General features: G+C 60.4%; 23 protein-coding genes. 14 read left to right on the top strand and 9 right to left on the bottom strand.

Features of this window, described 5'->3' with window-relative positions:
• Positions 1-2 precede the first annotated feature (2 nt).
• From WN982_RS05960 to WN982_RS06000, 9 genes are all read left to right on the top strand, one after another.
• Positions 3-974 carry an ABC transporter permease gene (locus WN982_RS05960; protein ID WP_341314827.1) on the top strand — a complete coding sequence of 324 codons (972 nt, stop codon included), beginning with the start codon at positions 3-5 and terminating at the stop codon, positions 972-974.
• A complete protein-coding gene (locus WN982_RS05965; RefSeq protein ID WP_341314828.1) occupies positions 971-1,978 on the top strand; it encodes an ABC transporter permease in 1,008 nt (335 codons plus the stop codon). The genes WN982_RS05960 and WN982_RS05965 overlap by 4 nt, the downstream gene beginning before the upstream one ends.
• 716 nt (positions 1,979-2,694) lie before the next feature.
• Positions 2,695-3,813 (top strand): porin, encoded by a 1,119-nt coding sequence (locus tag WN982_RS05970; RefSeq protein WP_341314829.1) that lies wholly within the window; start codon positions 2,695-2,697, stop codon positions 3,811-3,813.
• A gap of 107 nt (positions 3,814-3,920) precedes the next feature.
• Positions 3,921-5,051: a hypothetical protein gene (locus tag WN982_RS05975; RefSeq protein WP_341314830.1), complete on the top strand. Its 1,131-nt coding sequence runs from the start codon at positions 3,921-3,923 to the stop codon at positions 5,049-5,051.
• A gap of 248 nt (positions 5,052-5,299) precedes the next feature.
• Positions 5,300-5,626: a hypothetical protein gene (locus WN982_RS05980; RefSeq protein WP_341314831.1), complete on the top strand. Its 327-nt coding sequence runs from the start codon at positions 5,300-5,302 to the stop codon at positions 5,624-5,626.
• A 212-nt stretch (positions 5,627-5,838) separates the two neighbouring features.
• Entirely contained in the window at positions 5,839-6,363 is a 525-nt protein-coding gene (locus tag WN982_RS05985; protein ID WP_341314832.1) for a heme-binding protein, read from the top strand.
• Between the two features lie 38 nt (positions 6,364-6,401).
• The gene (locus WN982_RS05990; RefSeq protein ID WP_341314833.1) at positions 6,402-7,604 is read left to right on the top strand and encodes an acetamidase; all 1,203 of its coding nucleotides are present in this window, start codon (positions 6,402-6,404) and stop codon (positions 7,602-7,604) included.
• Positions 7,605-7,705: 101 nt separating this feature from the next.
• Positions 7,706-8,995, top strand: coding sequence for an MFS transporter (locus WN982_RS05995; RefSeq protein ID WP_341314834.1), 1,290 nt, complete (start codon positions 7,706-7,708; stop codon positions 8,993-8,995).
• Between the two features lie 113 nt (positions 8,996-9,108).
• Positions 9,109-10,068 (top strand): fumarylacetoacetate hydrolase family protein, encoded by a 960-nt coding sequence (locus WN982_RS06000; protein ID WP_341314835.1) that lies wholly within the window; start codon positions 9,109-9,111, stop codon positions 10,066-10,068.
• A gap of 89 nt (positions 10,069-10,157) precedes the next feature.
• Here WN982_RS06000 and WN982_RS06005 read toward each other — a convergent pair whose 3' ends face one another.
• Positions 10,158-11,132 carry an AraC family transcriptional regulator gene (locus tag WN982_RS06005; RefSeq protein ID WP_341314836.1) on the bottom strand — a complete coding sequence of 325 codons (975 nt, stop codon included), beginning with the start codon at positions 11,130-11,132 and terminating at the stop codon, positions 10,158-10,160.
• Between the two features lie 471 nt (positions 11,133-11,603).
• Between WN982_RS06005 and WN982_RS06010 the strand changes: the two genes are divergently transcribed.
• The gene (locus WN982_RS06010; RefSeq protein WP_341314837.1) at positions 11,604-12,287 is read left to right on the top strand and encodes an alpha/beta hydrolase; all 684 of its coding nucleotides are present in this window, start codon (positions 11,604-11,606) and stop codon (positions 12,285-12,287) included.
• Between the two features lie 89 nt (positions 12,288-12,376).
• On the opposite strand, the gene WN982_RS06015 is transcribed toward WN982_RS06010, so the two are convergent.
• From WN982_RS06015 to WN982_RS06050, 8 genes are all read right to left on the bottom strand, one after another.
• Positions 12,377-12,580 carry a hypothetical protein gene (locus tag WN982_RS06015; RefSeq protein WP_341314838.1) on the bottom strand — a complete coding sequence of 68 codons (204 nt, stop codon included), beginning with the start codon at positions 12,578-12,580 and terminating at the stop codon, positions 12,377-12,379.
• A gap of 615 nt (positions 12,581-13,195) precedes the next feature.
• Positions 13,196-13,996, bottom strand: coding sequence for a 5-deoxy-glucuronate isomerase (gene iolB / locus WN982_RS06020; protein ID WP_341314839.1), 801 nt, complete (start codon positions 13,994-13,996; stop codon positions 13,196-13,198).
• Positions 13,993-14,919 carry a myo-inosose-2 dehydratase gene (gene iolE / locus WN982_RS06025; protein WP_341314840.1) on the bottom strand — a complete coding sequence of 309 codons (927 nt, stop codon included), beginning with the start codon at positions 14,917-14,919 and terminating at the stop codon, positions 13,993-13,995. Before iolE ends, iolB begins: the two co-directional genes overlap by 4 nt.
• A 10-nt stretch (positions 14,920-14,929) precedes the next feature.
• Positions 14,930-16,903, bottom strand: a complete 1,974-nt coding sequence (gene iolD / locus WN982_RS06030; protein ID WP_341314841.1) for a 3D-(3,5/4)-trihydroxycyclohexane-1,2-dione acylhydrolase (decyclizing) — start codon at positions 16,901-16,903, stop codon at positions 14,930-14,932.
• Positions 16,900-18,939 (bottom strand): 5-dehydro-2-deoxygluconokinase, encoded by a 2,040-nt coding sequence (gene iolC / locus WN982_RS06035; protein ID WP_341314842.1) that lies wholly within the window; start codon positions 18,937-18,939, stop codon positions 16,900-16,902. The genes iolD and iolC overlap by 4 nt, the downstream gene beginning before the upstream one ends.
• A gap of 65 nt (positions 18,940-19,004) precedes the next feature.
• Entirely contained in the window at positions 19,005-19,811 is an 807-nt protein-coding gene (locus WN982_RS06040; RefSeq protein ID WP_341315728.1) for an ATP-binding cassette domain-containing protein, read from the bottom strand.
• Positions 19,812-19,854: 43 nt separating this feature from the next.
• Positions 19,855-21,009, bottom strand: coding sequence for an ABC transporter permease (locus tag WN982_RS06045; protein ID WP_341314843.1), 1,155 nt, complete (start codon positions 21,007-21,009; stop codon positions 19,855-19,857).
• A gap of 190 nt (positions 21,010-21,199) precedes the next feature.
• The gene (locus WN982_RS06050) at positions 21,200-22,246 is read right to left on the bottom strand and encodes a sugar ABC transporter substrate-binding protein (protein WP_341314844.1); all 1,047 of its coding nucleotides are present in this window, start codon (positions 22,244-22,246) and stop codon (positions 21,200-21,202) included.
• 272 nt (positions 22,247-22,518) lie between these two features.
• On the opposite strand from WN982_RS06050, the gene WN982_RS06055 reads away from it, so the two are divergent.
• From WN982_RS06055 to WN982_RS06070, 4 genes are all read left to right on the top strand, one after another.
• Positions 22,519-23,400, top strand: coding sequence for a MurR/RpiR family transcriptional regulator (locus WN982_RS06055; protein WP_341314845.1), 882 nt, complete (start codon positions 22,519-22,521; stop codon positions 23,398-23,400).
• Positions 23,393-24,415, top strand: a complete 1,023-nt coding sequence (iolG, locus tag WN982_RS06060) for an inositol 2-dehydrogenase (RefSeq protein WP_341314846.1) — start codon at positions 23,393-23,395, stop codon at positions 24,413-24,415. Before WN982_RS06055 ends, iolG begins: the two co-directional genes overlap by 8 nt.
• Positions 24,415-25,452 carry a Gfo/Idh/MocA family oxidoreductase gene (locus tag WN982_RS06065; RefSeq protein WP_341314847.1) on the top strand — a complete coding sequence of 346 codons (1,038 nt, stop codon included), beginning with the start codon at positions 24,415-24,417 and terminating at the stop codon, positions 25,450-25,452. The genes iolG and WN982_RS06065 overlap by 1 nt, the downstream gene beginning before the upstream one ends.
• A 1,137-nt stretch (positions 25,453-26,589) precedes the next feature.
• A complete protein-coding gene (locus WN982_RS06070; RefSeq protein WP_341315729.1) occupies positions 26,590-26,817 on the top strand; it encodes a sulfurtransferase TusA family protein in 228 nt (75 codons plus the stop codon).
• The last annotated feature ends 3 nt before the right edge of the window (positions 26,818-26,820 follow it).

A 26,820-nucleotide genomic window follows, 5' to 3' on the forward strand; every position in this document is an offset into this window, starting at 1 on the left:
TCATGGAAGCAAGCATTGAAAGAGTCAGCGTGATGCGAAGGAGGCGGCCTGTGCCGTCGATTGTCGCGGCGAGTGTCGTACTTGCTGTGGCGGCGATGCTGGGTGTGCCCGGATTTGCATCGAGCGGCAATATCACCAACATCGGACTGCAGGTCTCGATCCTGCTCATGATTGCCATGCCGATGACGCTTGTCATCCTGAGCGAGGGGCTCGACCTTTCAGTGGGCGCGCTACTCAGTCTCTGCGCGGTCGTTTTCGCCCAGACCCTGGGGTTGGGCTGGGGCATCGCGCTGGCGTTATGCGCTTCAGTGGCGGTGGGGATGCTGGCAGGTTTGTTCAACGGCACACTCATCGCGAAGCTGGGGCTTCCTCCCTTTGTTGTCACCCTCGGTACGCTAGGCATCGCCCACGGTATTGCGCTCGTGCTGACGGACGGCAACGCGGTTGTCATCGGCAACCCAGTCGTGGCCCAGCTATATGCGTGGACCATCCTCGGTATTCCGTTTCCGGTGATCCTTGCGCTCCTCGCATACGCGCTCACTCATCTGCTGCTGTACCACACCAGGTTTGGCACCTATGTGTTCGCCATCGGCGGTAATCGGGATGCGCTGCTTCTTGCCGGTATCAAGGCCAAGGTATTTCACGTTGCCATCTATGTCTTCGGAGGATTGATGGTCGGATTGGCGGCGCTTGTGCTGGTCGGCCGAATGAATTCCGCGGAGCCGGCGTCGGCGATCGGGATGGAGTTCGATGCGATTGCGGCAGTGGTCCTCGGCGGCACTTCTTTTGAGCGTGGCGACGGGTGGTTGTTCGGTACGGTCATGGGCGTCGTGACGATCGGCGTTCTACGAAATGCGTTGAATCTCCTCGGCATCGAGTCCTCTCTTCAGGTTGTCTCCGTGGGGATGCTGGTCCTGCTCGTTGTCGTGATCGATAGTGTTCGCAAGTCCAGAGTGAATGGAGCGAAAGCATGAGTATTCTGAACAACTCCCGCTTTGTATTGTCCCGCGTGAGCCTGCTGGATGTTCGTCATCATGTCCGCGAAGAAACCGCCACGCTCATCTATCGCGTCATACTCATCGTGCTGATTGCGATAGCATTGGCTTTCGCGACGGCCGCGTTCTCCGCGGCGCCCAATCTGCTCAACGTCTTGCGTCAGGCCAGCCTGATGTTTTTGCTCGCCTCCGGGCTCACGCTGGTGATCCTGTCGGGTGGCTTCGATCTCTCGATCGCGGCCAACCTCACGCTATCCGCCTGTCTTGCAGCGGGTGTCATGAAGACCGGCGGGTCGCCGATCCTGGCGGCCGCGACCGCGCTTTCGTGCAGTACGCTGATCGGCCTGCTCAACGGTCTGGCGGTGACGCTGTTGCGACTTCCACCGTTTCTTGCCACCTATGGGATGCTGTGGGTCGTTCAGGGACTCGCGTTCCATTACATGGGCGGCAACGAGATCTACGGTTTTCCGATGGCGTTCAGAACACTCGGAACGGGATTTCTTGGCGGCATACCGCTGCCTGTCTACATGATGGTATTCGTGCTGGCTGGCGCGACGCTCATCACGGGAGGGCTCAACTTTGGCCGTGAAATCTACGCGATTGGCGCGAATAGCGAGGTTGCGCGGCTCTCCGGTATTCCCGTGCGTCGGCGCAAAATCGCTGTTTACACAATAAGCGGTTTGATGTCCGGCATTGCCGCACTGGTTTATCTCGCGCGAGTCAATGCAGCAGATTCAGCCATGGGCGAGCCGCTTCTGCTCCCCGTTATCGCGGCCATCCTGATCGGTGGCACGTCGCTGTTCGGTGGCGTGGGAAGTCTGTTGGGCACACTGTCCGGGTGCATCATTCTCGCGCTTGTGATTGACGGGATGAACCTCCTGAACCTCAATGCAAACTGGCAGCCACTGGTCATCGGCTCCGTACTCCTCATCGCGGTGCTCGCGGACGTGCTCGGGCGCGGCAGGAAAGAGCGAATCGGCTAACGCTGCGGAGCGACGAATGACCGCACGGTCGGTAGCCGCGTGCTGGATTGTGCGTTTTGCACGTCCGTTGTCACTATCGTCGCTATTCCCTTTGCCGTCGATCACGAAAACGGACGCTTTGATAAGCAGCGAGACTTCGAGATCAAGGACTATGACCCGATGTTCCGTATTATCTGGATAACGATCCGGGTCGGCCAACGCAATCGGTAACTGGATGGCGCGGGCGTGCATCCGGAGAGTAAAGCGATCTGCCGATCTTCAACGTGCGGACGCTGCTGCAACGTGTTCATGTCTTTGCGAAGGAATCGCCAGCGCGGATGCGCCTCGCGTACCCCGGTTATAGCTTCTGGACAATCCCGGCTTCAGAGAAGATCGGCATGCAATCGACTGCTGAATAATGTTCATCTGAACAATCGTGAAAGCCAGGGGAAAACGTGAGTCACGAAATTATTGACTCGCTCGAACGGCGTAATAGAATGCAATCGATTGCATAGTTTGTTGCGAAAGTGGCCGGATTGAAGAAGGGTTTGGCGTGGCGGTGGTCGGAAAACCGGCTAAGGCTTCGACCGATGCGATCTGATTGTCAGGCCGGTGCATCGGGTGTTTTTTAGCTGAATTTCCCGGCTAGATAATTCGTATAACGAATATATAAATACGAACTGTGAGACAGGAAGCGGCTCGCAGTGAATCCATTACCTGGAGCGAGAGAGGAAGACATGAAACGAAGGCTGATTGCCGCGGTCATCGGTGCTGGGCTGTTCAGCGCCGGACTGAGTACCGCGAGCTTTGCGCAGAGTAGCGTGACGATGGCAGGCAAACTGGACGATGGCGTGACTTTCGTCGACAACGAAGGCGGCCACAGCAATACCAGGGCCGATAGCGGTGTGCTGTTTCCAAATCTATGGATATTGACGGGCACTGAGGATCTGGGAGGTGGCATCAAGACGGTTTTCAAGTTGTCGAGTCTGTTTAACCTGAACAACGGTCAGCTCAATCAGCCGAACACGCTATTTGGCCAGCAAGCATGGGTGGGCCTGCAGACCGACTACGGCACGCTGACTATGGGCAATCAGTTCGACTTCAGTGCGGATTTCTTTGGCCAGTTCAACGTGGGCGCCTCTGGCAGCGGTTACGCGATCCACCAGGGCGACTTTGACCACACCAACAATGACCGGCTGAAAAATTCAATCAAGTACACGAGTCCCGTATGGGGCGGCTTCACGTTTGGGGCGATGTACGGTTTTAGCAATACGCCCGGAAGCTTTCATGACGGAAGCGGTTGGAGTGCCGGTTTGCAATACGCCAACGGACCTCTGACTATCGGCGCGGCGTACACGTACCAGGCCACGCCCACGCTAGACCCTTATGCGCAAATTGGTACCCGCACGTTCTTCGGCGTGCCGGTCGCCAGTGTGTCGGGCAATACCGCGACCGATCTGATACCGGAGTTTCAGATCAGGTCGCTGGGAACGTTCGGGATCGGCGCGTCGTATGCGATTGGAGACTTCACCCTCTACGGCAACTTCAGCGACACCGTCCTGAAGTACCAGGCCCAGACCTCGGTCATGCATGTCTATGAAACGGGCGCGACGTATCAGGTCACACCTGCCACGCAACTGGTTCTGGGCTACCAGCACACCGGCTTTGAAGGCCACACGTGGAATCAGGTGACCGCGGCCGCGCTTTATTCGCTGTCAAAGCGTACCCAGGTCTATATCTCGGGGGATTACCTGAAAGCGTCATCCGGCGTGGACGCCGTCATTGGTGGAAGTTTCGCGCCCTCTTTGGCGGGGCAACAGGCTGACGTGCGGCTTGGCATCTATCACGCTTTCTGACCACCTTTACTTCGCCGACGCGCCAGCGTGGCGATAACCGAAATGGGGAAACGCTCCCCACCCCAGCTGAGGCTGGAAATTTTAACGATGGTTGGAGGAGTCAACAAATGAAACGTGCATACCTTGGACTGGCTGTAACGGGTGCTTTGGCGGTCGGTGCTTACGCGTGGGGTAGCGACGCGGCAGAGACCGTGCCGAAGTGGGTTGCGAATATTCCGGTGACGAGCGCCAAACCGTTCGGCTTTGATATCAGCGCGTCGGCGGACGGCAAGTATTACCTTGCCGACGGGGCGAATGCCACGCTCGACGTATTCGACGCGAAAACGGCCACGCTGCTCGACCAGATTTCGGCGGACTTCGCCGGCATTGGGCCCAGCCACGACAAATCGGGCCCGTCGGGGGTCACACCCGTGCCGGGCACCTCGTTGGTGTACGTGGGCGATGTCAACGCGGTCAAGCTGATCGACGTCGCAACAAAAAAGCTGGTGAAGACCATTACCGTCAGCACGTCCGGTATTCGAGCCGACGAGAGCTGTCTGGACCCTGAACATCACGTCGTGATGTTTTCGAGCGGCGCGGAAGAGCCGCCTTTCGCCACCTTTATCAATACCGAGACCCAGGCGGTGATCGGGAAACTCACGTTAAAAGGTTCGACCGGTCTTGAAGCGTGTGCCTACGACCCGAAAGGCAAGAACTTCGTGCTGAACAACGATGGCACGAAAGCCAACCCGAAAGGGGAGGTCGATGTGATTCCCGTCGCGTCCGTTCTCGAAGGAAAACCTGTCGTGGCGAACGTATTCGTGCTGAAGGGCTGTGAAGGTCCGACCGGCCTCGCAATGGGGCCGGGAAACGATGCACTGATCGGGTGTGATCCGGACGAGGGCGGCAAGCAGACGACGTTGATCATCGACCGTACGAATGGCAAAACCGTCGCCGAGTTGCCGTTTGGCGGCACCGACGAAGCCGTGTACGACCCGGTATCCAATCGCTACTTCCTCGCCGCCGGTCATCATTCGGCTGACAACGTCTCCCAGGTCGGAAGCAAGACGGCGAAGTTCGATCCGGCGCTCGGCATCATCGACGCCGCCACGCGCAGCATTGTCGCCATTGTCCCTACGGCGATGGGCGCTCACTCGGTCGCGGTGGACGGTGAGTCTCATCACGTTTTCGTGCCACATGCACCGGGCCATTCGGAGCAATTCGCAGGCGCTGGTGTAGCGGTATTCGCGACCCAGTAACCGTCCCGGTCATTATTCGGCGCTTGTGATTCGCCGAAGGACCGTGCTGTTAGACGGTTGTGCCCCAAGGCTTCGTCAAGCGGTCCTGGGGCACGTTCCTGTATCTCCTCGTCTGAAGCGGCGAGTGAGCCTCAAGAGTCGTCAATCAACGCCGAACCAATGCGCCGGCTGGCGCGATTGCGTTCAGCGGCCGATAGAGCTTCGCTGCATCGCCATCCATCTACCCTAACTTTCAAAGAGACTCAATCATGGTCCAATTTCGTGCAGTTTCAACTGCACTCGTCGTAACGCTTGGCTTGGTGCTTATTGAGGCACCTGTGGCGAAGGCTCAATCAGCGGGTGGGGATGCGTCCTCATCCATGGCCGCGTCAACGCCAAAACAGATCGCCAAGGCCCAACGGAAGGCTCAGCGCAAGGCCGCGCGGGCAAAGAAGAACGCCGAGCTGAAGGCACTCGAGAAGAGCGGTTATAGACAGTCGGGCAATCAGGATAACTATCCGCAAAATCTTCTGGATGCGGAACGCAAAGCGGCCGCATCGAAACCGGCAACACCGGCGCCCGCTTCGGGTCAGTAACAAGCTCAACTTTTTGGGTGACGCCGAGGGTGACGTTCTCAGCGAAAAGGCCGGTCGAAAATTATCGGACTTGTTGGTAAGCGCGTGATCTTTCTGGTTATAGCAAATCGCTCGACACAACATAAGCTTCATCCATCGAGTCCTGCGCGAAGTGTCATGAAGAGGAGACTAGCTTGAGAGTGTGTCGTTTTGCTCCGTCAATCAGGGCTGTATTGGCCACCTTGCTTGGTTCGGCCTGCCTTGTTTTCCTGAGCGACGTTCGTGCCGCCGACGCCACGCAGTCGCAACAGGCAGCAGCCCCGGTTGCGAGCTATTCGCTGAGCATCAGGCAGGCGACGAAGCTCGTCGAGATCGCCACGGCGAGCGCGCAGAGCCGCCATCTCGCGATGAGCTTCGCCGTGCTCGACCCAGGAGGTCACCTCATCATGGCTGTGCGCATGGACGGTGCACCCTTTGTCAGCATTGATTTCGCCCGCGGAAAAGCCTTCGCTTCCGTTGCGCTCGGCGGCCAGTCCGGTGCAACACTGGAGCAACGCTTCAAGGACGATCCTTCGGAGTACAGCAATGTTTCAGGCGCAGGTTATTTCGCGCCGTTTCTCCCGGCACGAGGCGTGTTTCCTGTCTTTGTCGATGGGCACCTGCTAGGTGCTGTCGGTGCGAGTGGTGCACCTTCGGAGATTGATGACCAGGTGGTCAAGGGTGCAATTGAAGCAATCGGTGCAACGACCGTGCGATGACACGTCGTGTCCTATCGAAACATATTGGGAAGATTTTCATGAAACGCGAAACAGAACACCGCGATGCAGTCAGCGCGACAAGCGCCGCAGACGACAGGCGTGCCACGACACTCGACGCCACCGACGCTTGCCGGCGATCTATCCTGAAACTCGGCTTCGGCGCGTTTGCCGCGGGCGCTTTAGGACTGTCGGGGAGCGCTCGCGCGCAAAGCGGCACGTCGCAAGGAGCGGCTGTTGCGGCGGCCGCGCGCGAAGGACAGACCATCAAACTGGTGCCGTCGCTCGACACGGTCAAGGTCGGGCAGATCGACCCCGGTGCGCCGACGGCGGTCACGATCAGGTCGGGAGATACCGTCTGGTACGACGGCACATGGACCAATTGGGGCAATGAGGCGAAGTACGGGCTGACCTTCAAGGAGCGCGAGCCGATCCGCAAGAAGTACCCGAACGGTCCCTTCTCGCTGATCGGACCCGTTTCGATCATCGGTGCCGAAGCAGGCGATCTGGTCGAATGCCGTATGTTGAAGATGCGGCCGATCGACTGGGGCTGGAACTCCGCGCCGCCCGGCGTCGGCGCATTGCCGCACGATTTCAAGCCCTACCTCCGATATCTGAAATTCGACAAGGAGAGGACGGCTGCGGCGTATGTGCCCGGCGTCAATATTCCACTCAGGCCATTCCAGGCGTATATCGCCGCGCAGCCGACCGGCGACAAACCCATCAGCGCGAATCTGGCCGGCAATTACGGCGGCAATCTGGATTGTGCCGTGCTTGGTGTGGACACGTCGATCTTCCTGCCTGTACAGGTCAGTGGCGCCCGCGTGTGGACCGGCGGCTCCATGGGGGCATCGGGTGAAGGAAACGTCGATCAGACCTCGATTGAGACGGCTTTTGAAGAGATGCGCATCCAGTACATCCTCCATAAGGGCGCTGCCCTGAGTGTGCCGATGGCAGAGACGCCCGACCACTGGATCGGTTTCGGGTTTTCTGACTCCCTGGAGAACTCACTGGTTGCCTGCTTGCGGCAGATGATCGGCTGGCTGTCCGCCGCGACCGGCATTGCGCCGGAAGATTGCTACGGAATCTATAGCGTTGCCGGTAGCTTCCGCGTGACGCAATACGCCAATCAGACCGGCACGGTCTACTCGACCATCCCGCCGAAGGGTATTCACTGCATGCTTCCCAAGCGCATTTTTTCCCCTGCGCTGGAAGAACGCATCGCAACGTCCATACGGGCTTGAACCCATGGTGGTGCGTCAGTTCAACAGGCGTTCGCCAATGCCTGGCTACAGCACTCCGGCTGGGCCGCGTGGCCGTGCAGATGTTGCAAGGAGATGATTCGATGAATGTGAAAGACCCGAAACCGTCTATGGAAGGCGGCCTGGCCGAAACACGCCGCGCAGGTCCGCTACTGGCCCTGCTGGTGTGTTTTCTCGTGATCGTCCTCGATGGATTCAACACGACGTCGATCTCCTTTGTCGTGCCAAAGCTCGCTCATGAATGGCACCTGGCGCCGGCGCTGTTCACCACCGTTTTCGTGGCGACGAACATCGGCGCGGCGCTTGGCTTCATGGCATCCGGTCCATTGGCTCAACGTTTCGGACACCGTTATATTGGTGTCGCAAGCGTCGTGCTGTTCGCCGGAAGCACGTTGCTGACGATGTATGCGGACAATATTGCCGGCTTGTCCATCATGCGCCTTGCGGCGGCCATCGGCTTGGGCGGGGCGCTGCCGATCGCCATTACGGCGTCGGCGGGCATCATTGGAGCGAAACATAAGGTGGCGGCATCCCTGCTCATTACGACCGGGATGTCAGTTGGTGCGGTTACGGGCGGTGTGGCCGGCGGCCCCCTGATGGGTCACTTCGGCTGGCAATCGATCTTTCTGACCGGCGGTGTCCTTCCTTTCCTGCTGGTTCCCGCATTTTTTCGCATCCTCCCGGCTCGCGGCCCGGAGAAAATCGATGCCGCCGCCGTGCGTGTGACGAACCCGCTCAAGGCCCTGTTCGAAAATGGTCTCGGAGCCTACACGTGCCTGCTCTGGCTGTTTTCATTTCTGATCTTTATGGACGTCTATGCACTGCTCTTCTGGGTGCCGACGCTGCTGGTGGATTTCGGCTTCTCACCGGATCATGCGTCGGTCGGCATGGCGGCCTTCAGTATCGGTGGCCTGAGCGGCAACATCCTGATGACGGCGGCTGTCGCGATGATGACGCTCGCCGGCAGGCTCAGGGTGAAGTCGGCTCTGGTTCTGGGATTGGTGCTGGTGATGAGCAGTATTGCCGGCCTTAGCCAGATGGCCGTGTCTTCGGGCCTCGTTCTGTTGCTCATCGGCGTGATCGGCGCCGGTCTGGTCAACGGCATCATGGGTCAGACCGCGCTCGCTGTGGCTTTTTATCCTCCGGAGATACGCGCGACCGGTGTCGGCTGGGGGCATGCGATAGGGCGGGTCGGTTCCTTTGTGGGGCCGGCGATCGGGGGCGGGCTGCTGTCGCTCGGCTGGCCCGTACGCGATATCGTCCTCACCTCCGTGCTGCCCGCAGGTGCTGCGATTCTCGCGCTCGCCGCCCTGTCGTTGGTCGGTCGCAGAACGGCTCAAAAATTTCCCGCGGAAGCCGTGGTGGAGAACTGAGACTCGCCAGGTCATTTACCGCTCCATGACAAGCCAGCGATTGGGCTCGCAAACGGGGCTGCCTCCGAACTTCAAATCCAGCTTTTTACTCCAACGCGAAAATACCCTCGATCATGAAGATTATTGCTTACGCCGAAACCGGCCGCACCGCACTGGGAATCGTCACTAGCGCGACGCACTTCCTCGCCGTCTCCGATATTGCTCCGGACCTTCCATCCAGCCTCATTTCAATCCTGGAGCAGGAGGATGGGCTGATGCGGCTGCGGCGCGCGGCAGAAGGGCGACAAGGAGACCGGGCTCTGGCTGATGTCGCACTCAAGCCCTTCCTGGACCGCCCGAACGCTCTCTGGGCACTGGCGCTAAACTTCAAGAGCCACATCGCGGAGACTGGACTTCAGACGTCCAGTGAGTTTCCACACCTGTTCATGCGCACAGCTGCGTCCTATGTCGGCGCGGGCGAGCCAATTCTGGCGCCGCCGGAATCCGTTGCACGTGCGTTCGACTACGAGGGCGAATTGGGCGTCGTCATCGGCACGCCGGGGCGTTATATTCCGGTGGAGCGAGCGTTGGAGCATGTGGCGGGTTACACCTGTCTCAACGAAGGATCGGTTCGTGAGTTCCAGATGCACAATCGTCAATTCGGCCTCGGCAAGAACTTCGAAGCATCCGGGTCCTATGGACCATGGTTGATGACCAGCGACGAGTTTGGCGATCCAGCGAAGCACACTGTCATGACTCGCATCAATGGTGTCGTCCGTCAGCGCGCGCCATTGGACGACATGTTGTTGGGCGTTGCGCAAGTGATCAGCTATCTGAGTCAAGGTTATCGTTTGCGCTCAGGGGACCTCATTGCAATGGGAACGCCGGGCGCGTTGAAGCCTCAGCCGGATGACGTCGAGGGTCGCGATCTCTCGCGTCAATACGGTCCGTTTCCGACGCCGGGCCTGGTTCATATGCGGCCGGGAGACTGGGTCGAGGTCGAAATCGACGGACTGGGTGTGCTTCGCAATCCAGTTGTCGCCGACACGTCTCTCAGTGAGAGTGGCCACGCAGCGCGGAGGTCCGCGGCCTGATTCCGTTCTTCCGCCCGCGCGCAGCGATCTGTGCTCATCGCGGATCGCAGATTCAAGGGTGACGGCGAGGAGGACGGTCTCTTGACCGCTCAGCCTCGCTGATTGTCCAGCGTAACCGAATGCCTGCGAAATTCACTGGGTGGCACACCCATGTGTTGCGCGAAAAAACGTGTGAAATGGCTGTGTTCTTCGAACCCCAACTCCTCGGCAACATCGGCAAGCGGTTTGTCGCCGGCCCCGAGCAACTGGATCGCACGCGACATACGGACCCAATCGATGTAGTGCTGCGGCGAAATGCCCATGCATAGGCGAAATTGCTGGAAAAATCTCGACCTGGATAGACCGACCTGAGCGGCCACCTGGCCGACGGTGGGATTCGTTGCCGACGCATGCTTGATGAAATCCACCGCTTTGCGGATGCGAAAGTCGATCGGTCTGCCTGACGAGATGATCCCCGCCGTCAGCGCAGGATCGGCAAAGTCTCGACCGAGTGCGGTGACCAGATCCACAAGAATGTGCACGCAACCGTCGTCCTGCGCGACCAGGTGGTTGGTGATCGCCGCGGCGATGCGATCCACGTGATGCCGCACGTCCGGTGTGACGACGACCTCAGCTTTAGGAAAGATGCTCGCCGTCCCGCTCTCAGCAAGTTTCAATTGCTGACGCAGCCAAGGTGCTTCGATGACGAGCGAGAGGATCAGGGACGGCTCGTCGTCACTGCTGCTTTTCGAGTGTTCGACCCAGGGGTTCAGACAGATGGCCCGCTCGGTTGTGAGCGCGCAATCGTCTGTACCGATGCGGAAATTGCAATTGCTTCCGCCAAGCTTGAAAAGGAACTGGTATTGGGAGTGCGCGTGAGCGACAAGCGGACGGCTTATGAAGTTCACCGTGGCTCGCCCGAAACTTCCTTGCAGAATCCAGACAGGCTTGTCTCCATCAATTGGTACTGTCGTCATACCCAAAAAATTTCTCCTCGTGGAACGAGGCGGTGCATACGCCTTGCCGGGGTTCCATGAATACAAAAAAGACGCTTCGGTAAGCGGCGAGATCTTGCGGAAAGCCATTCGATTGGCAATTCTCCTAGGCCTCACTTAATCAAAAGTAAGGAGTGCAGTCAATGGGTATAAACGTGTTCTGACATGATGGGTATCCGATCGCGTTGTTACGCGCGTGACCGTGATGAGATGCGTATGGACGGGCAGTCGCGTGTGTACACGCTCAACGTGGATGTCTCAGTCGTCTATCACTGCATAGCGTCGTTCACGCAACGAATTCTGGACGATTTGACAAGCAATCGGCTGTTTCGGTCAGGTGTTCCAGCAGCGCTCGGCATATATTGAAGCTACCGTGATGTGTGAGAGAGATTCCATCGCACCGGGGAAGACGGACTCGCACGAAATTCATTGTGTTATTCGAAAGTAGGGATAGGCATGCCGTTTTTTGAACGAGAAGGGATACGTTTCGCCTACGATGAATTCGGTCCTTCTGGGGCGCCTGTCGTTGTTTTCAGTCATGGCTTCCTGATGGACGGCGACATGTTCCAGCCGAACGTTGTTGAACTCCGGAATGAGTTCCGTTGTGTCGTATGGGATCAGCGCGGTTTTGGCGCGACTGGGACCACCACCCGGGCGTTCAGCTACTGGGACTCCGCGAAGGATCTCATCGCTTTGCTCGACCATCTGGAGGTTGCCTCGGCATCGCTTGTCGGCATGTCCCAGGGCGGATTTATATCGATGCGTGCGGCGTTACTGGAGCCGGATCGTTTTCGGGCGCTCGTTCTGATATCGACAAGAAGCGATGTCGACTCCGAGCAGGTCCGGCAGTCTTTTGAAGAGCTGAAGGCGGAGTGGGCGCGCAATGGCGCCAGAAATGTGGCGGAGAATCTGTCGGTGTTTCTGTTTGGTCCGGAGTACGCGGCATCCGCATGGATTCGCAAATGGATGAACGCTAGCGCCGAACACTTCGAACACGCTGTGAATGCCCTTGTTTCGAGAGACGATATCACGCCGCGCCTTGGCGAGATTACGCATACGTCGATCGTGTTTCACGGACGCGACGACGTCGCCATCAGCCCTGGCTGTGCGCAGGCGTTGGCCGCTGCGTTGCCGAACTGCAAAGAGCTTGTGCTGGTCGACAAGGCGGGGCACACGCCGAACTTGACGCATGCCGAAATTGTGAACCCGCCTTTACGGGATTTCCTGCTTCGCTATGCGCGGTAGGCGGGGCGCGCAGTCCTGATCGGAGCGCACGTTCGTTGCGCTACCCGTACGCCGATGGCGATATGACGACCCTGCGGCTTGCGGTGATCTTATTTGCTGTCCGTTGTTGTTTGCTGGTTGTCTTGTGGCTTAGCAGCCGATGTTGACTGATCCGTGCTTGTTTGGGTTTTGCCGGGCGGTTGATAGCGGGTGTGTTCGTGGTCGTGATTCACGTGCATATGTTCACTGGCGAAGGCCGGAGCGAGGAAGAGTGCACTCAAAGCGACGACTGTGGAAAGCGCGGTGACTTTCATGATGAACCTCCCTGCTTGAATTGAAGAGCGCGTATTTAACGCTATACGCATTTTATTCACAGCAAGAGGTAGTGAAAACCCTTGATTGGCTTGATTTAAAAGGTTGAACCGGGGTCTTTCGTTTCGCGGCCAGGAAGTTTGGCCATGTCATGATTGGTCGCGACTGGGCAATGGATTACCCAGATCAATCCGCGATGGCGAGCGTGTGGAGGCGACCCCCACCGCACGTGAGCGAAGCCCCCTGGTTTCCCATGCAGACCCATCCGCGACGCACGCAGTGCGGAGTGGAAAGAATGATGCAGGAAGAGCGTATCCGCGCCCGGTGTTGAGAAGTACCGTTCGGCGCGCGTAGCGCCGCCGGAAGGATGACTGCCTTGTCACTCACGCTGAATGTGCGAGAACACCGATTCCAGATGCTCCACTGCCTCCTCCAAGCCAGGGGACCCGCTTAAGAATTAGCGGTGTGAAGCCGCTTTCTTTGCTTACTTTCTTTGCGGCGGCAAAGAAAGTAAGTGCCTGCCCCGCACAGGGGCGACGCTAATAGACCACTAAGAAAACAAGGAAAGGCCAACGCCGTAGGCACACAACCAGAACCGCCGGGACGGCAAAAAAACCTCAACTATCCTTATTAATAATCCACTCATGCGCTGGATCATTGCGAAAATGCCAAACCCTCTGCCCACCAGCCATAACATTCAAATAATAAGACTCATACCCATAGGGAACAACAACCGGATGATACCCACGCGGCACCATCACGACGTCGTGATCCTCAACCGCCATGGACTCATCAATGTCCCTCATGTCTGTATACACGCGCTGAAAAGCAAACCCTTGCGGCGGATCGAGCCGATGATAATAAGTCTCCTCAAGCGAACTCTCATGAGGAACATTATCGGTATCGTGCTTATGCGGCGGATAGCTGGACGCATGCCCCCCAGGGGTTCTTACCTCGACAACAAGCAAAGATTCAGCAAGCTCAGTCTGCGGAAGAATATCGCATACGTATCGCGTATTTAACCCCTTCCCACGAGTCGAGCGCTTCATGGAAGAAGGCTCAATCAACCTCGCCGGATAGGCGCCTTTAGCAGGCGCGCTAGCCACACCAATCTCCGCGTCGCGGCAAGCCCGAACAGTAGCCCGCACGCCAGGTGGCAAATACAAAGCATACGGTGCAGCATCCTCGAACACGCTATCGCGTGACCCCAAAGAACGCCACGTCGAGTCAGCGGTCTCGACATCCACCGTGCCCGTCAGCACCACAATACAAACCTCCCGCGACGGCTCGAGCACATGCACGACCTCATTCTCACCCAACCGGTAAGCGGCAAACCCCACATACCGCCAACACGCCGACTCCGGCGTCACCCGCGCGATCGTTTGGCCCTCGCGCTGCGCCTTCACCAATAAGCTCATGCTGCCTCCTGCTCAGTCGTGCCACCGGCGTCAAGCGGAGCATCAACCAACGCTCTCAATGTCCGGTATCCCTTTTGCGCATATTCAAACGATGGCGCGACCACCGGATCCTGTTCAGCTTCGACCACCAGCCAGCCGCGATAACCATGCCGCTTCAACCGATCGACGATCGCCGGGAAATTCACCGCGCCATCGCCCGGAACAGTGAACGCTCCGTTAATCACGGCGTCGAGAAAGCTCCAGTTGCGATTGCGCGCAAGCTTCATCACCGCCGGGCGTACGTCCTTGCAGTGGACGTGGCACACACGCGCAATATGCTTGTCGAGCACCGCCAACGGATCGCCTCCCGCAAACGTGATATGCCCCGCGTCGAACAGCAGACCGACCGCGTCGCTCGTGCGCGACATCAGTTGATCGACGTCGGCCGGCGTTTCGACATACGCGCCCATGTGATGGTGGTAGGCGAGCCGCACGCCGCGGCTGAGCGTGTAGCGCGCGAATTCATCGACGCGAGCGGCGTAGGCGTCCCACTGCGCCTCGCTGAAAAAACGCGGCCGTTGATACAGCGGTTGCGGCGCGCCCTGGATCGAATCGGCGACTTCGCCATACACCATCGCCGTCGCGCCATTCTGCGCGAGCAGGTCGAGATGCGGGCCGACTTCGGCGATTTCCTCTTCGACGCTGCGTCGTGCCAGCCGTCCCGAGTACCACCCGGAAACCAATGCCAGATCGTATTGGGCAAGCAGCGTCTTCAGCGCTTGCGGCTCACGTGGAAACTTGTTGCCGAGCTCGAAGCCCTGATAGCCGATCGTGCGTCCTTCGGTCAGCGCGACGTCGAGCGGCGTTTCGCCGCCGAGCGACGGCAGATCGTCGTTCATCCACGATAACGGGTTGATGCCGATACGTACGTCGAAAGCAGTCATGCGGGCGTCCTCATTCGTTGTCGGTGGAGCCGGCGGAATCGGCAAGTTCGCCAGGTTCGGCGCGCGCGGCGAGTTGCGCGTCGTATTTCGCACGCGCGGCGCGCACAGTGTCGCGCGCCGACACTTCGGGCACGGCGACTTCCCACCACCAGCCGCCGTCGTCGGTAGTGCGGGCAGGGTCGGTGTCGATGCTGATCACGTAAGTGCGATCGGCGGCGCGCGCGCGTTGCAGCGCGCTTTCGAGTTCGGCGACATCCGCGACGTGCTCGGCCTGAGCGCCGAGCGAGCGTGCATGTGCCGCGAAATCGATCCTGGGGGCGCCAAGCGGACCTTGCGTGCAATCGTCGAGCAGGTTGTTGAACGGTGCGCCGCCGCACGCCTGCTGCAAGCGGTTGATGCAGCCGTAGCCGCGATTGTCGAGCACCACGATAATCAGCTTCGTGCCCAGCATCACCGAGGTCGCGATCTCGCTGTTCATCATCAGATAGCTGCCGTCGCCGAGCATCACGATCACTTCACGCGCGGGCCGCGCGAGCTTCACGCCGAGGCCGCCGGCGATTTCGTAGCCCATGCACGAGTAGCCGTACTCCACGTGATACGCGCCGGGTTTGCCGGCACACCACAGCTTGTGCAACTCGGCAGGCAAGGTTCCAGCGGCGCATACGACGATGTCGTCGACCGCGGACCGCGCGCTCGAACGCTGCACCGCGCCGATCACGTCGCCTTCATACGGCAGCACGGTGTCGCGTTGCGGCGCATGCGTGAGCGTGCTGACCGTGTCGCGCCAGCTCGCTGCAAGTTTGTGCGCGCGCGCGGTCCATGTGCGATCCGCATGCCAGCCTTGCAGATGCGCATCGAGCGCATCGAGCGCGAGACGCGCGTCGGCTTCGACCGCCAGCGCGCGATGCTTGAGGCCGTCGAACGGATTGGCGTTGATGCCGATCACGTCGGCCTGAGTGAACAAGGTGTTCGAGCCGGTCGTGAAATCCTGCAGGCGCGTGCCGATCGCGAGCACGCAATCGGCGTCGTGCGCGAGGGCGTTCGCGGCGGGTGAACCGGTCACGCCCAACGCGCCGGCGTTCAACGGATCGTTCCACGCGAGCGAGCCTTTGCCGGCTTGCGTTTCCGCTACCGGAATGCCGTGCACGGTGGTGAAGCGGTGCAGCGCATCGGTTGCGTGTCCATACAGAACGCCCCCGCCCGCGACGATCAACGGTCGCTTGGCGCGCCGCAGGCGCATGAAGGCTGCCTCGATATCTTCGGCGCGCGGCGCAGGAGAATGAAACGTGACGACGCGCGGCGTAAAGAAGTCGGTGGGGAAGTCCCATGCCTGCGCTTGCACGTCCTGAGGCAATGCGAGCGTGACAGGTCCGCACAATGCGGCATCGGTCAAGACGCGCACGGCGCGCGGCAACGCGTTGAGCAATTGCGCCGGATGCACGATGCGGTCGAAGTAGCGCGACACGGGCTTGAACGCATCGTTGGCGGAGATGCCGCCGTCGTGGAAATCTTCGACTTGCTGCAAGACCGGATCAGGCGCACGGGAGACGAATACATCGCCGGGCAACAGCAGCACAGGCAGACGATTCACATGCGCGAGCGCGGCGGCCGTCACCAGATTCGTCGCGCCCGGTCCGATCGAAGTCGTGACCGCCATCATGCGGCGACGGAAATGCGCCTTCGCATAGGCAATCGCGCCATGCGCCATCGCCTGTTCATTGTGGGCGCGCAGTGTGGGCAGTTCGTCGCGATGCTGATACAAGGCCTCGCCCATGCCGGCGACATTGCCGTGGCCGAAGATCGCGAATACGCCGCCAAAGAGCGGCTCGGTGCCGCTGCCGTCTTCAGTCGCGACGCGAAGCGCCGCGAGATAACGGACAAGCGCTTGTGCGGTCGTCAGGCGGACCGTGCCGCCCGACGGCGCGTGCGTCTGGGTGGCGTCGTTGGCGGACGCCGTATCGTGATGCAACACGCGTTGGTTCATGCCGCCTGCTCCTGATGAACGTGGCTCGCCGCACTACGCTGCGTGGCCGCCGTGCCGCGGGTCGCGCGCCACGACGCGATCAGCGTTTCGAAAGTGCGGCGCACGCGCGCGATCAATTCGTCGTCGCCGATCTCGCCAGCCAGCCATGCATGGCTCGGCTCGTGAAAGATCGTGCGGCCGACCGTAAAGCCGCGGCACGTCGCCGACTGCGCTGCCGCGCGAAAGCCCTCGTTCAACTGCTCGACGGCCGCCGACAAACCGAGCAGCACCACGCCCCGGCAATACGGGTCGCGTTCGGCGATCAGCGCATCGACCGCTTGCCATTGCGCGGCATCCATCGGTTCGAGCTTCCACCACTCGGGATAGATGCCGATGTTGTAGAGCCGCTTCAACGCGCGATAGACGATGTCCGGCGCTTGCGGCAGATGCGCGTGCTTCGGCGGAATCACTTCGAGCAGCAATTCATGGCCGCTCGCTTGCGTGGCGTCGTATAGCGCGCGCAGTTGCGCCTCCTGTTCGAGGCGCTGTTCGACGGCTTCGTCCGGATGGTATTGCACGAGGCACTTGGCGATGTGCTCCCGCGGCCAGGCGATCAACGTTGTGCCGATCGAGCGGCCATGATCGAACACCAGCGGCACGGAGCCGGGCAATTCGACCGGGCGGCCGATCCACCAGCCGCGGCCCGTCGCATCGTTCAATGCATCCTGACCGTAGCGGTCGTCGATCAATACGCCGACGCGGCCTTGCAAACCTAGCGCGCTTTCCGTCTGCGCGACGGCTTCGACAAACAGTCCCTTCAGTTGCGCGATGCGCGCTTCGTCGGCGCCGGTCTGCTGCGCGAGTTCGAAGAACTGGTTGCGGTGATCGAACGCGAAGCCGAGTACTTCGTCCCATTGCCTGCGGGCAGGGGAGACGCGATGCAGACGCGCCAGCGTCGCGTCGCGATCGGGACGGCGCATGCGTTGCGGATCGGCTTTGGCTTCGCGCAGGAAGTAGTCGAGTTCGGCGGGCGTCGGCATCGCCGGGGCGCAGCCGTGACGCGACACGACCAGCGCGCCGCTCGCATTCGCGGCACGCGCGCAGGCTTCTAGCGGTTGATCGCGCAACCATCCGGAAAGGAAGCCGGACGCGAACGCATCGCCTGCGCCGAGTACGTTCAGCACTTCCACTTCCACGCCGCCATGAATCGGTGCATCGTCAAGCGTTGCGGGCACGTTGCCGTCGATGATCTGGCAACCCAGCGGTCCGCGCTTGACAACCAGCGTGGCGGGCGTCACGGCGCGGACCATCGCGAGCGCGTCGATCAGTTCGGTCTTGCCGCCGGCGATGCGGAATTCCTCCTCGGTGCCGATCACCAGATCGAAGAGCGGCAGGATGCGCTGCAAATGCGCGGTCACGCCTTCGTCGGCGACAAAGCGGGTTTCGCCGTCTGCTTTGCCCGTGAGGCCCCACAACACCGGACGGTAGTCGATATCGAGCACGGTGCGCACCTGGTTGCGCCGCGCGTAGTCCAATGCGCGGCGGCTCGTGCGGTTAACCTGTTCGGTCGAGAAATGTGTGCCGGTGATCAACAGCGCCTTCGACGACGCGATGAACGCCTCGTCGAAATCCGCTTCATCGACGGCCATGTCCGCGCAGTTCTCGCGATAGAAGATCAGCGGGAACGTTTCGCGGTCTTTCAGGCCGAGCAGAACCAAAGCGGTCAAGCGCGCCTGATCGACGCGCACGTGACTGACGTCGCAACCTTCCCTGGTGAGCGTCTCGGTGAGAAAGCGGCCCATGTGATCGTTGCCGACGCGCGCCAGCATCGCCGACGCGAGCCCAAGCCGCGCGCAACCGAACGCGATATTCGCCGACGAACCGCCGAGGTACTTCGCGAAGCTCGACACGTCTTCGAGCCGCGCGCCTACCTGCTGCGCGTACAGATCGACGGCGAGGCGGCCGAGGCAAACGATGTCGCGGCTGCGGCCCGGCGCGAAGCGGCTGGCGCCGGCCTGGTCTACGCCGACTTCGCTGGAGGTGCTGGAATGATCCATGAATGTTCCTGAATAGCTGAGCGCGGCAACAGGCACGGCAAGCGCCTGCCCCACGCGCGAATGAATCAGATCGTCGCGCCGTCGAGTTCGCCGATCATCTTCTGCATCTCGGCGCCGCCGGCCATCATGTCGAGTACTTCGTCCTTGCTGATGGTGTCCTTCGTGAACGTGCCGAGCGATTTGCCGCGATTGAGCAGCGTGAACGAATCGCCGATCGGATACGCGTGGTGCACGTTGTGCGTGATGAAAATCACCGAAATGCCCTTTGCGCGCGCCGTGTGAATCAGTTTCAGCACGTTGAAGCTCTGCTTGACACCGAGCGCGGCAGTCGGCTCGTCGAGGATCAGCACACGCGCGCCGAAGTGAATCGCCCGCGCGATCGCCAGACATTGCTTCTCACCACCGGACATCGTGCCGATCGGCTGATGAGGATCGCGCACGTTGATGCCCATTTCGGCGAGCTTGTCGCGTGCGGTTGTCGCGCTGGTTTCGAGGTCCATCACGTTCAGGAAGCCGAACAGTTTTTTCTGCGGCTCGCGGCCCATGAAGAAGTTGCGCGCCACCGACAGCAACGGCACCAGTGCAAGATCCTGATAGACGGTGGCGATGCCGAGATCGAGCGCGTCTTTCGGCGACTCGAACAGCACGGGTTTGCCGTCCACCAGATACTGACCGGACGAGGGTTGGTGCACGCCGGCGAGGGTCTTGATCAGCGTCGACTTACCCGCGCCGTTGTCGCCGAGCAGGCAATGCACTTCGCCGCGCTTCAGGCGCATGGTCACGCCGCTCAGTGCGATGACCTGACCGAAGTACTTGCTGACGTTTTCGAGCGCGAGAATCACGTCGTCCTGCGGCGCGCCCGTCGTACTCACAGCGCTCACGGTATTCGTATCGGACATGTTCGCCTCCTCGTTGTTACGATTGCGCGACGCGGCGGCGCACATAGTGATTGAACAGCACGGCGATCAGCAGCATCACGCCGAGGAACACGCGGAACCAGTCGGAGTCGACGTTCGTGTAGGTGATGCCGATCTGTACGACGCCGAAGATCAGCGCGCCGAAGCAGGCACCGATCACCGAGCCGTAGCCGCCGGTCAGCAGCGTGCCGCCGATCACCGCCGCGATGATGGCTTCGAATTCGGCTTGCAGCCCACGGTCGGCCGCGGCCGACCCGATATCGCACACTTGCAGCACGGCGAACAGGCATGCGCAGAACGCGGTCAGCACGAACAGCGAGATCTTCACGCGCCGCACCGGCACGCCGACGTTCTTCGCCGCATTGGCGTCGCCGCCGACCGCGAAAATCCAGTTGCCGAAGCGGGTTTTGGCGAGCGTGAACGCGCAGACCGCGGCCAGCGCGAACCACCAGAGCAGGACTTTCGGAATGCCTGGCACAAGCGGGTTGCCGTTGTCGAGCAGCTTGACGATACCGATGTGGCCGAGCCAGGCGAACAGGCCCTTGAACGCGACGCCCTGGAAGAACGTATGGGCGAACCAGTCGTGAGCGGCAACGTCGCCCACGCCGGAGATGATCGTGCGATCGGCGAACATCACCGAGAGCGCCAGCGTGAGCCCGCGCAAAATGAATAGAAACGCCAGCGTGACGATGAACGACGGCAGCCGCGTGCGCATCACGAGGTAGCCGTTGAGCGCGCCGAGCAGCATCGAGCCGGCGAACGCAAACACGATCGACAACGCAATCGGCCAATGGAAGTACATCGTGGGCAGCGCGACCATCATGCCCGCAAAGCCGATCATCGAGCCGATCGACAGATCGAATTCGCCGGCGATCATCAGCAGGCACGCGCCGACCGAAATCAAGCCGAGATATGCGGCCACCTGTGACCAGTTCATCACGCCGTCGAGGTTGAACATGCCCGAGTTGCCGGCCGCAAACCCGAACACGAGGAACACCATCACCGTGCCGGCGAGCGCCGCGAATTCCGGACGGTTCAGCAGATGCCTGACCCAGGATTCCTGGCGGACACGCTCGTCGGACGTTGCAGTTGTCTCGGTTGCGGAAGGGGGCTGCTTGCGCGAATGGAAGTGGAAGGGGTTGGCTACGCCCATTGAAGCTCTCCTTGATGCGCCGGTGGATGGCAGTCAGTGACCGACCGTGGCGCTTAATGCGTGTAAAAGCGCATGTAAAAGCATGGCGAATGCAGGCGTGGGGCGGCCCGGCCGGTCGCGGCCGGCCGCATCCACTTTCTTCATACCTGGCGGAACGGTTCTCCCGTGTCCGTACTCCCTGCGCAATACGTCAGCGGTACTGCCCAGCGTATTTCACGACCTTGTCGATATTGGCCTTGGTGATGAAGCCCGGGCCGGAGCCGATATTGCGCGGCCCATAAGCGGGCGCCAGGCCGTAAGTGGCGAGACGTTGCTGGAACTTCGGATTCGCCTGCAGGATCTGGCGGATCTTCGCTGGATCGGTGGTGTGTTCCTTCTTCACGACGGCGAGCACGGCGACCGGGATATAGCCTTGCAGGTAGGGTTGCTGGTCGATCGCGAACTGGATCGTGCCGTCCTGGATGCCCTTGGCGATGTCATTGTCGAAGTCGAAGGTCGCGAACCAGACCTTGCCGGCGAGACCCATCTGCTGCAGCGCCTTGATCGTCGGCGCCGCCGACAGCGGGCCGAGGGTCAGTACCGCCTGGGTGTTCGGGTGATTGCGCAGATACGCGCTCACCTTGGATTGCACGCCGGTCGGATCCTGGCCGGCGTCGAGCGTGGAGGCCTTGAAGTCGACGCCGATCGCCTCGGCAAAGCCGCGGCAGCGTTCGAACGAAGCCGGGTTGGTCGCGTAATGGTTGACGCACAGGAACGACTTGATGCCCGCTGCCTTCGCCTTTTCGCCGGCGGCTTTGCCCGCGGCGTATTCCGGCTGGCCAACGTGCATGATCGCGCCGAGCTGCGCGCTTTGCTCTTCGGTGCCGGAGTTGATCGTGACGAGCGGGATGTGTTTCTGAGTGACCTTGGCGATCGAACTCTTGAGCACGTCGAAGTCGGCGATCGAGACGATCACGCCGTCGTAGTTGCGTGCGGCGCCCTGTTCAACCAGGCGTGCCATGTCGGCGATGTCGCCGTTCGGCGGATTGCGGTAGTCGGTCTCGACGTTGAAGTCCTCGTCGGCCTGTTTGATGGCGTTCTTGATGGTGTTCCACCACGAATCCGAATCCGGCGCGTGGCTGATCAGCACGAAGTGAGCGTCAGCCGCGCGGGCGGCCGACGCCGCACCGAATCCCGTCGCCAACGTCAATGCCGTTACCAGAATCCTGAGCGTAGCCTTGCCATTGCAAAGTCTCATTGTCTCCACCTTTCTCGGTCTGTCGTTATTGAAGGAGCGTCTGGCGGGCTGTCCATCTGCACGTGTATCGGCACATGTCGGCGAAGCACCATCGCTCACGACCAAGATTAGGTCATCTTTCGAAGCGTTGCAATGAAAATTTCATAACAAATAAAAATGGAAAATACGTTCCATTTGATGTGGCGCCTGCCTATAATCGGCAGCGTCGACATGACGTGCAGCGGGCTTGCAGAGGCCCTGCCGCACTGCAATAGAGCAACGAAGAGAGAGCCATGGCGGAAGAGAGCACAGAAGAATTGCGGAGCGTCGAAGAATTGATGCAGCGCATCGCGGAAAACTACGAAGCGTTGCCGCGTCAGTTGAAGAACGTCGCGACGTATATCGAGCAGCATCGCGCGAGCGTCATGGTGGATCGCACCAGCGATATCGCTGCGAGCTGCGGCGTGCACCCGTCGGCGGTGGTGCGCTTTGCGCAACGCTTCGGTTTTTCCGGGTTCTCCGATTTGCAGGCGGTGTTTCGTCAGGCGTATACGGGGCAGGGCACGTCGTCGCCGAGTTATCAGCAGAGGATTCGCAAGCTGATCGACGAGAAGCCCGGCGCGTTGTCCGGTGGCGCCGTGGCGCGCGAATTCATTGCGGCCTCTCGTGGCGGTCTTGAAGAACTCGAAGCCGGTCTCGACGACATGCAATTCGATGCCGCGGTGAAGATGCTGCAGCAGGCCGACAACATCTATGTGATCGGTGTGCGGCGCTCCTTTCCGGTGGCGAGCTACATCGTCTACGCGTTGCAGCACACGCCCAAGCGCGTGCATCTGGTGTCGGGTTTCGGCGGCATGTATCGCGAACAGATCCGCAGCGTCAAAAAGGGCGACGTGGTGATCGCGATCAGCTTCGCGCCGTATGGCAAGGAAACGCAGTACTGCTTGCGTGTCGCGCATCATCATCAGGCGAAGACGCTGGTGATTACCGATAGCCAGTTGTCGCCGCTCGCGCGTTATGCAACCACGCAACTGTATGTGAAAGAGGGCAGCGCGTTTGCGTTCCGTTCGCTGACCAGCACGATCTGTTTGTGCCAGGCGTTGTTCATTGCGCTCGCGTACAAGCTCGAATTGAACGTAGAAGAATCCAAAGACACTGGAGGATACGATGACTGAAACGGCAGGCGGCAAGACGATTGACGTAGCGGTGTTCGGCGCGGGGCGCATCGGCAAGATTCACGCGGCGAATCTTGCACGCCAACCGGGCGTGCGGCTCAAGTATGTGGTCGACGTGAATCGCGAGGCGGCCGCGGCGCTCGCCGCCGAACACGGCGCGCAGGTCGCGGATATCGACGGCGCAATGGGCGACGCGTCGATCGGCGCGACGGTGATCTGTTCGAGTACGGACACGCATGCGGATCTGATCATGAAATCCGCCGCGCAGAAGAAGCATGTGTTCTGCGAGAAGCCGGTGGACCTGACTTTGGAGCGGGCGCGTACCTGCGCCGAAGCGGTCGAGCGTGCGGGCGTGGTGTGCATGATCGGTTTCCAGCGCCGCTTCGATCCTACGTTCTCCGCGTTGAAAGCGCGCGTCGATGCAGGCGAAATCGGCACGCCGGAAATGCTGGTGGTAACGAGCCGCGACCCGGGCGCGCCGCCGGTCGAATACATCCGGCACTCGGGCGGTATCTTCAAGGACATGCTGATTCACGACTTCGACATCTTCCGCTGGATTCTCGACGACGAAGCCGACACCCTGCATGCCACCGGCAGTTGTCTCTCCGACCCGGCGATTGCCGAGGCGGGCGATATCGATTCGACCGCGGTGACGATCCGCACGAAGCGAGGCCGCCTGTGTCAGATCAACACGGCGCGCCGCGCGGCGTATGGCTACGACCAGCGCTTCGAGATACTCGGCAGCACCGGCATGTTGCAGGCAGGCAATGTGCGACCCACTGAAGTCACCGCGTACTCGAAAACCGAAGTATCGAGCGACGTGCCTGAAGCATTTTTTCTCGAACGCTATCGGGCGGCTTATGCACTTGAAATCGCGCATTTCTTCGACGCGATCATGCACGGCAAGCCGGTTCGCACGACCGTCGCCGACGGCCTGAAAGCGCTTGAACTCGCCGACGCCGCTACGCGCTCGTGGCGCGAGGGACGCGCGGTAAAACTGGGCGAGGTATCGTGATGAAGACGGGTACGCAAGCAGTGCGTATGGGCGTAGTCGGCCTTGGACGATTGGGCAAGCGTCACGCGGAGAACCTGGCGTATCGCGTGCCGGGCGCTTCGTTGGTGGCCGCTTGCAGTCCGCTGGAAGAGGAACGGGCGTGGGCGCGCGAGGCGTTGCCCGAGTCGCTTCTCTATGACGATTACGCGGACTTGCTCGCCAATCGCGAGGTGGATGCCGTGTGGCTCGTCACGCCTTCGTCGTTGCACGCGCAACAGATCGTCGATGCGTTGCGCGCCGGCAAACATGTGTTCTGCGAGAAGCCGTTGTCGCTGGATGTTGCCGAGTGCGAGCGCGTGCTGGCTGAAGCCGCGCGCTATCCGCATCTGCAAGCGACCATCGGCTTCATGCGCCGTTTCGATCCGAGCTACAAGGACGCGTTCGACAAGATCGAGACGGGCGTAATCGGCCGGCCTTTTCTGGTCCGCTCGCAAACGACCGACAAGAACGACACCGACGGTTTCTTCGTGCGTTTCGCTGCGACTTCCGGTGGCATTTTTCTCGACTGCACCGTGCACGATATCGACGTCGCGCGCTGGCTGCTTGGCAAACCGCGCGCCAAACGTGTGTTCGCGACTGGTACCGTCGCGCTGCATGAGGGCTTGCGCGAATTTGGCGACATCGATAACGGGGTGGCGATCTGCGAGTTCGAAGACGGCAAGCTCGCGATGTTTTATGCGTCGCGCACGCAGGCGCATGGTAATGATACGCACAGCGAAGTGATTGGTACGGGCGGGGCGTTGGCGATCGGTTGTAATCCGCGGGTGAATCGCGTCGAGATTTATGATGCCACGGGCATCCGCAATGAATGTACGCCGAGCTTTTTTGATCGATTCGAGGAGGCGTTTCTGCATGAGGCGCGGGCGTTTGTTGCCGCGGTACTGCACGCGGGCGCGGTGGCAAATGCGGGCGCGACGCTCGCCGATGCGCTTGAGGCGACGCGGATCGCTACCGCGTTGCGGACTTCGCTTCAGAGCGGGGAGGCGGTGATGTTATAGCGATTTGGTTGTTTGCCTGCGGCGGTGGTTATTGTCTGTTTGCCTACGGCGTTGCCCTTTCTTGATTTGTTATTGGTTTATTGGCGTTTCCCCTGTGCTGTTTGCCTGCTCGGCGCTTTTTGTCTGGGTGCCTGCGGTGTTGGCCTTTCCTTGATTTGATATTGGTTTATTAGCGTCGCCCCTGTGCGGGGCAGGCACTCACTTTCTTTGCCGCCGCAAAGAAAGTAAGCAAAGAAAGCGGCGGCACACCGCTAATTCTTAAGCGGGTCCCCTGGCTTGGAGGAGGTAGTGGAGCATCTGGAATCAGTGTTCCCGCGCACTCCGCGCCGGTGACAAGGCAGTCATACTTCCGGCGGCGCTGCGCGCGCCGTCGCGGTACTTCCCAACACCGATCGCAGATGGGCGCCTCCGGCATCATTCTTCCCGCCTCGCACTGCGTGCTCGCCGGAACGGTCTGCAAGGGAAACCAGTGACTTCGTTTGCGCGCGGCGGGGGCCATCGGCTCCGCCTCGGCGAAGCGCCCGAATGTGCGAGTGCGGGCCATCACGCAAAGCGAAGAGTCGGTACGACAGTGAAGATTGGCAATGCAACGGCGGGCCAACGCGCCAGACAAAACGCGAGCGCCGCGGCGAGGCATGGGGGACGGACGGTGAGCCACCGCGCCGGGCAAAACGTTGACGCGAAACTGGCAGGCGGTTTGATGAAGTACCGCGTCGGCGCGCGCAGCGCCGCCGGAAGTATGACTGCCTTGTCACTAGCGCGAAGTGTGCGAGGGCACCGATTCCAGATGCTCCACTCTCCATTTCCGTATTGGAACAGAGGTGTTGCAACGACCGGTTGAATCCGCCGCCGCTTTCTTTGCTTACTTTCTTTGCGGCGGCAAAGAAAGTAAGTGCCTGCCCCGCCCAGGGGCGACGCTAATAGACCACCAAGAAATCAAGGAAAGGCCAACGCCGCAGGCACGCAGACAGAAAGCGCCGAGCAGGCAAACAGCACAGGGGGAACGCCAATAAACCAATAACAAATCAAGGAAAGGCCACCGCCGCCCGGCGGCTAACCACATCGTGCGGTAAAATTTGACGCCTGACATCCAGCGTCGTCTACGACGCCTCACCCCGAAGGTCATCGTCGATGCAAATTCAGATTCACAAGGAAGTCGATGCGCGCGGGCTGATGTGCCCGCTGCCCATTTTGCGCGCCAAGAAGGCGCTCGCCGACATGGAAAGCGGCCAGATCCTCAAAGTGCTGGCCACCGATCCAGGCTCGCAACGCGATTTCGCCGCGTTCGCAAAGCAAACCGGCAATGAAATCGTCGAAAGCTCCGTGCAAGACAAGATTTTTACGTTCCTGATGCGCAGGCGCTGACAC

This window comes from Paraburkholderia sp. IMGN_8, assembly GCF_038050405.1.
In the GTDB taxonomy this organism is placed as follows: domain Bacteria; phylum Pseudomonadota; class Gammaproteobacteria; order Burkholderiales; family Burkholderiaceae; genus Paraburkholderia.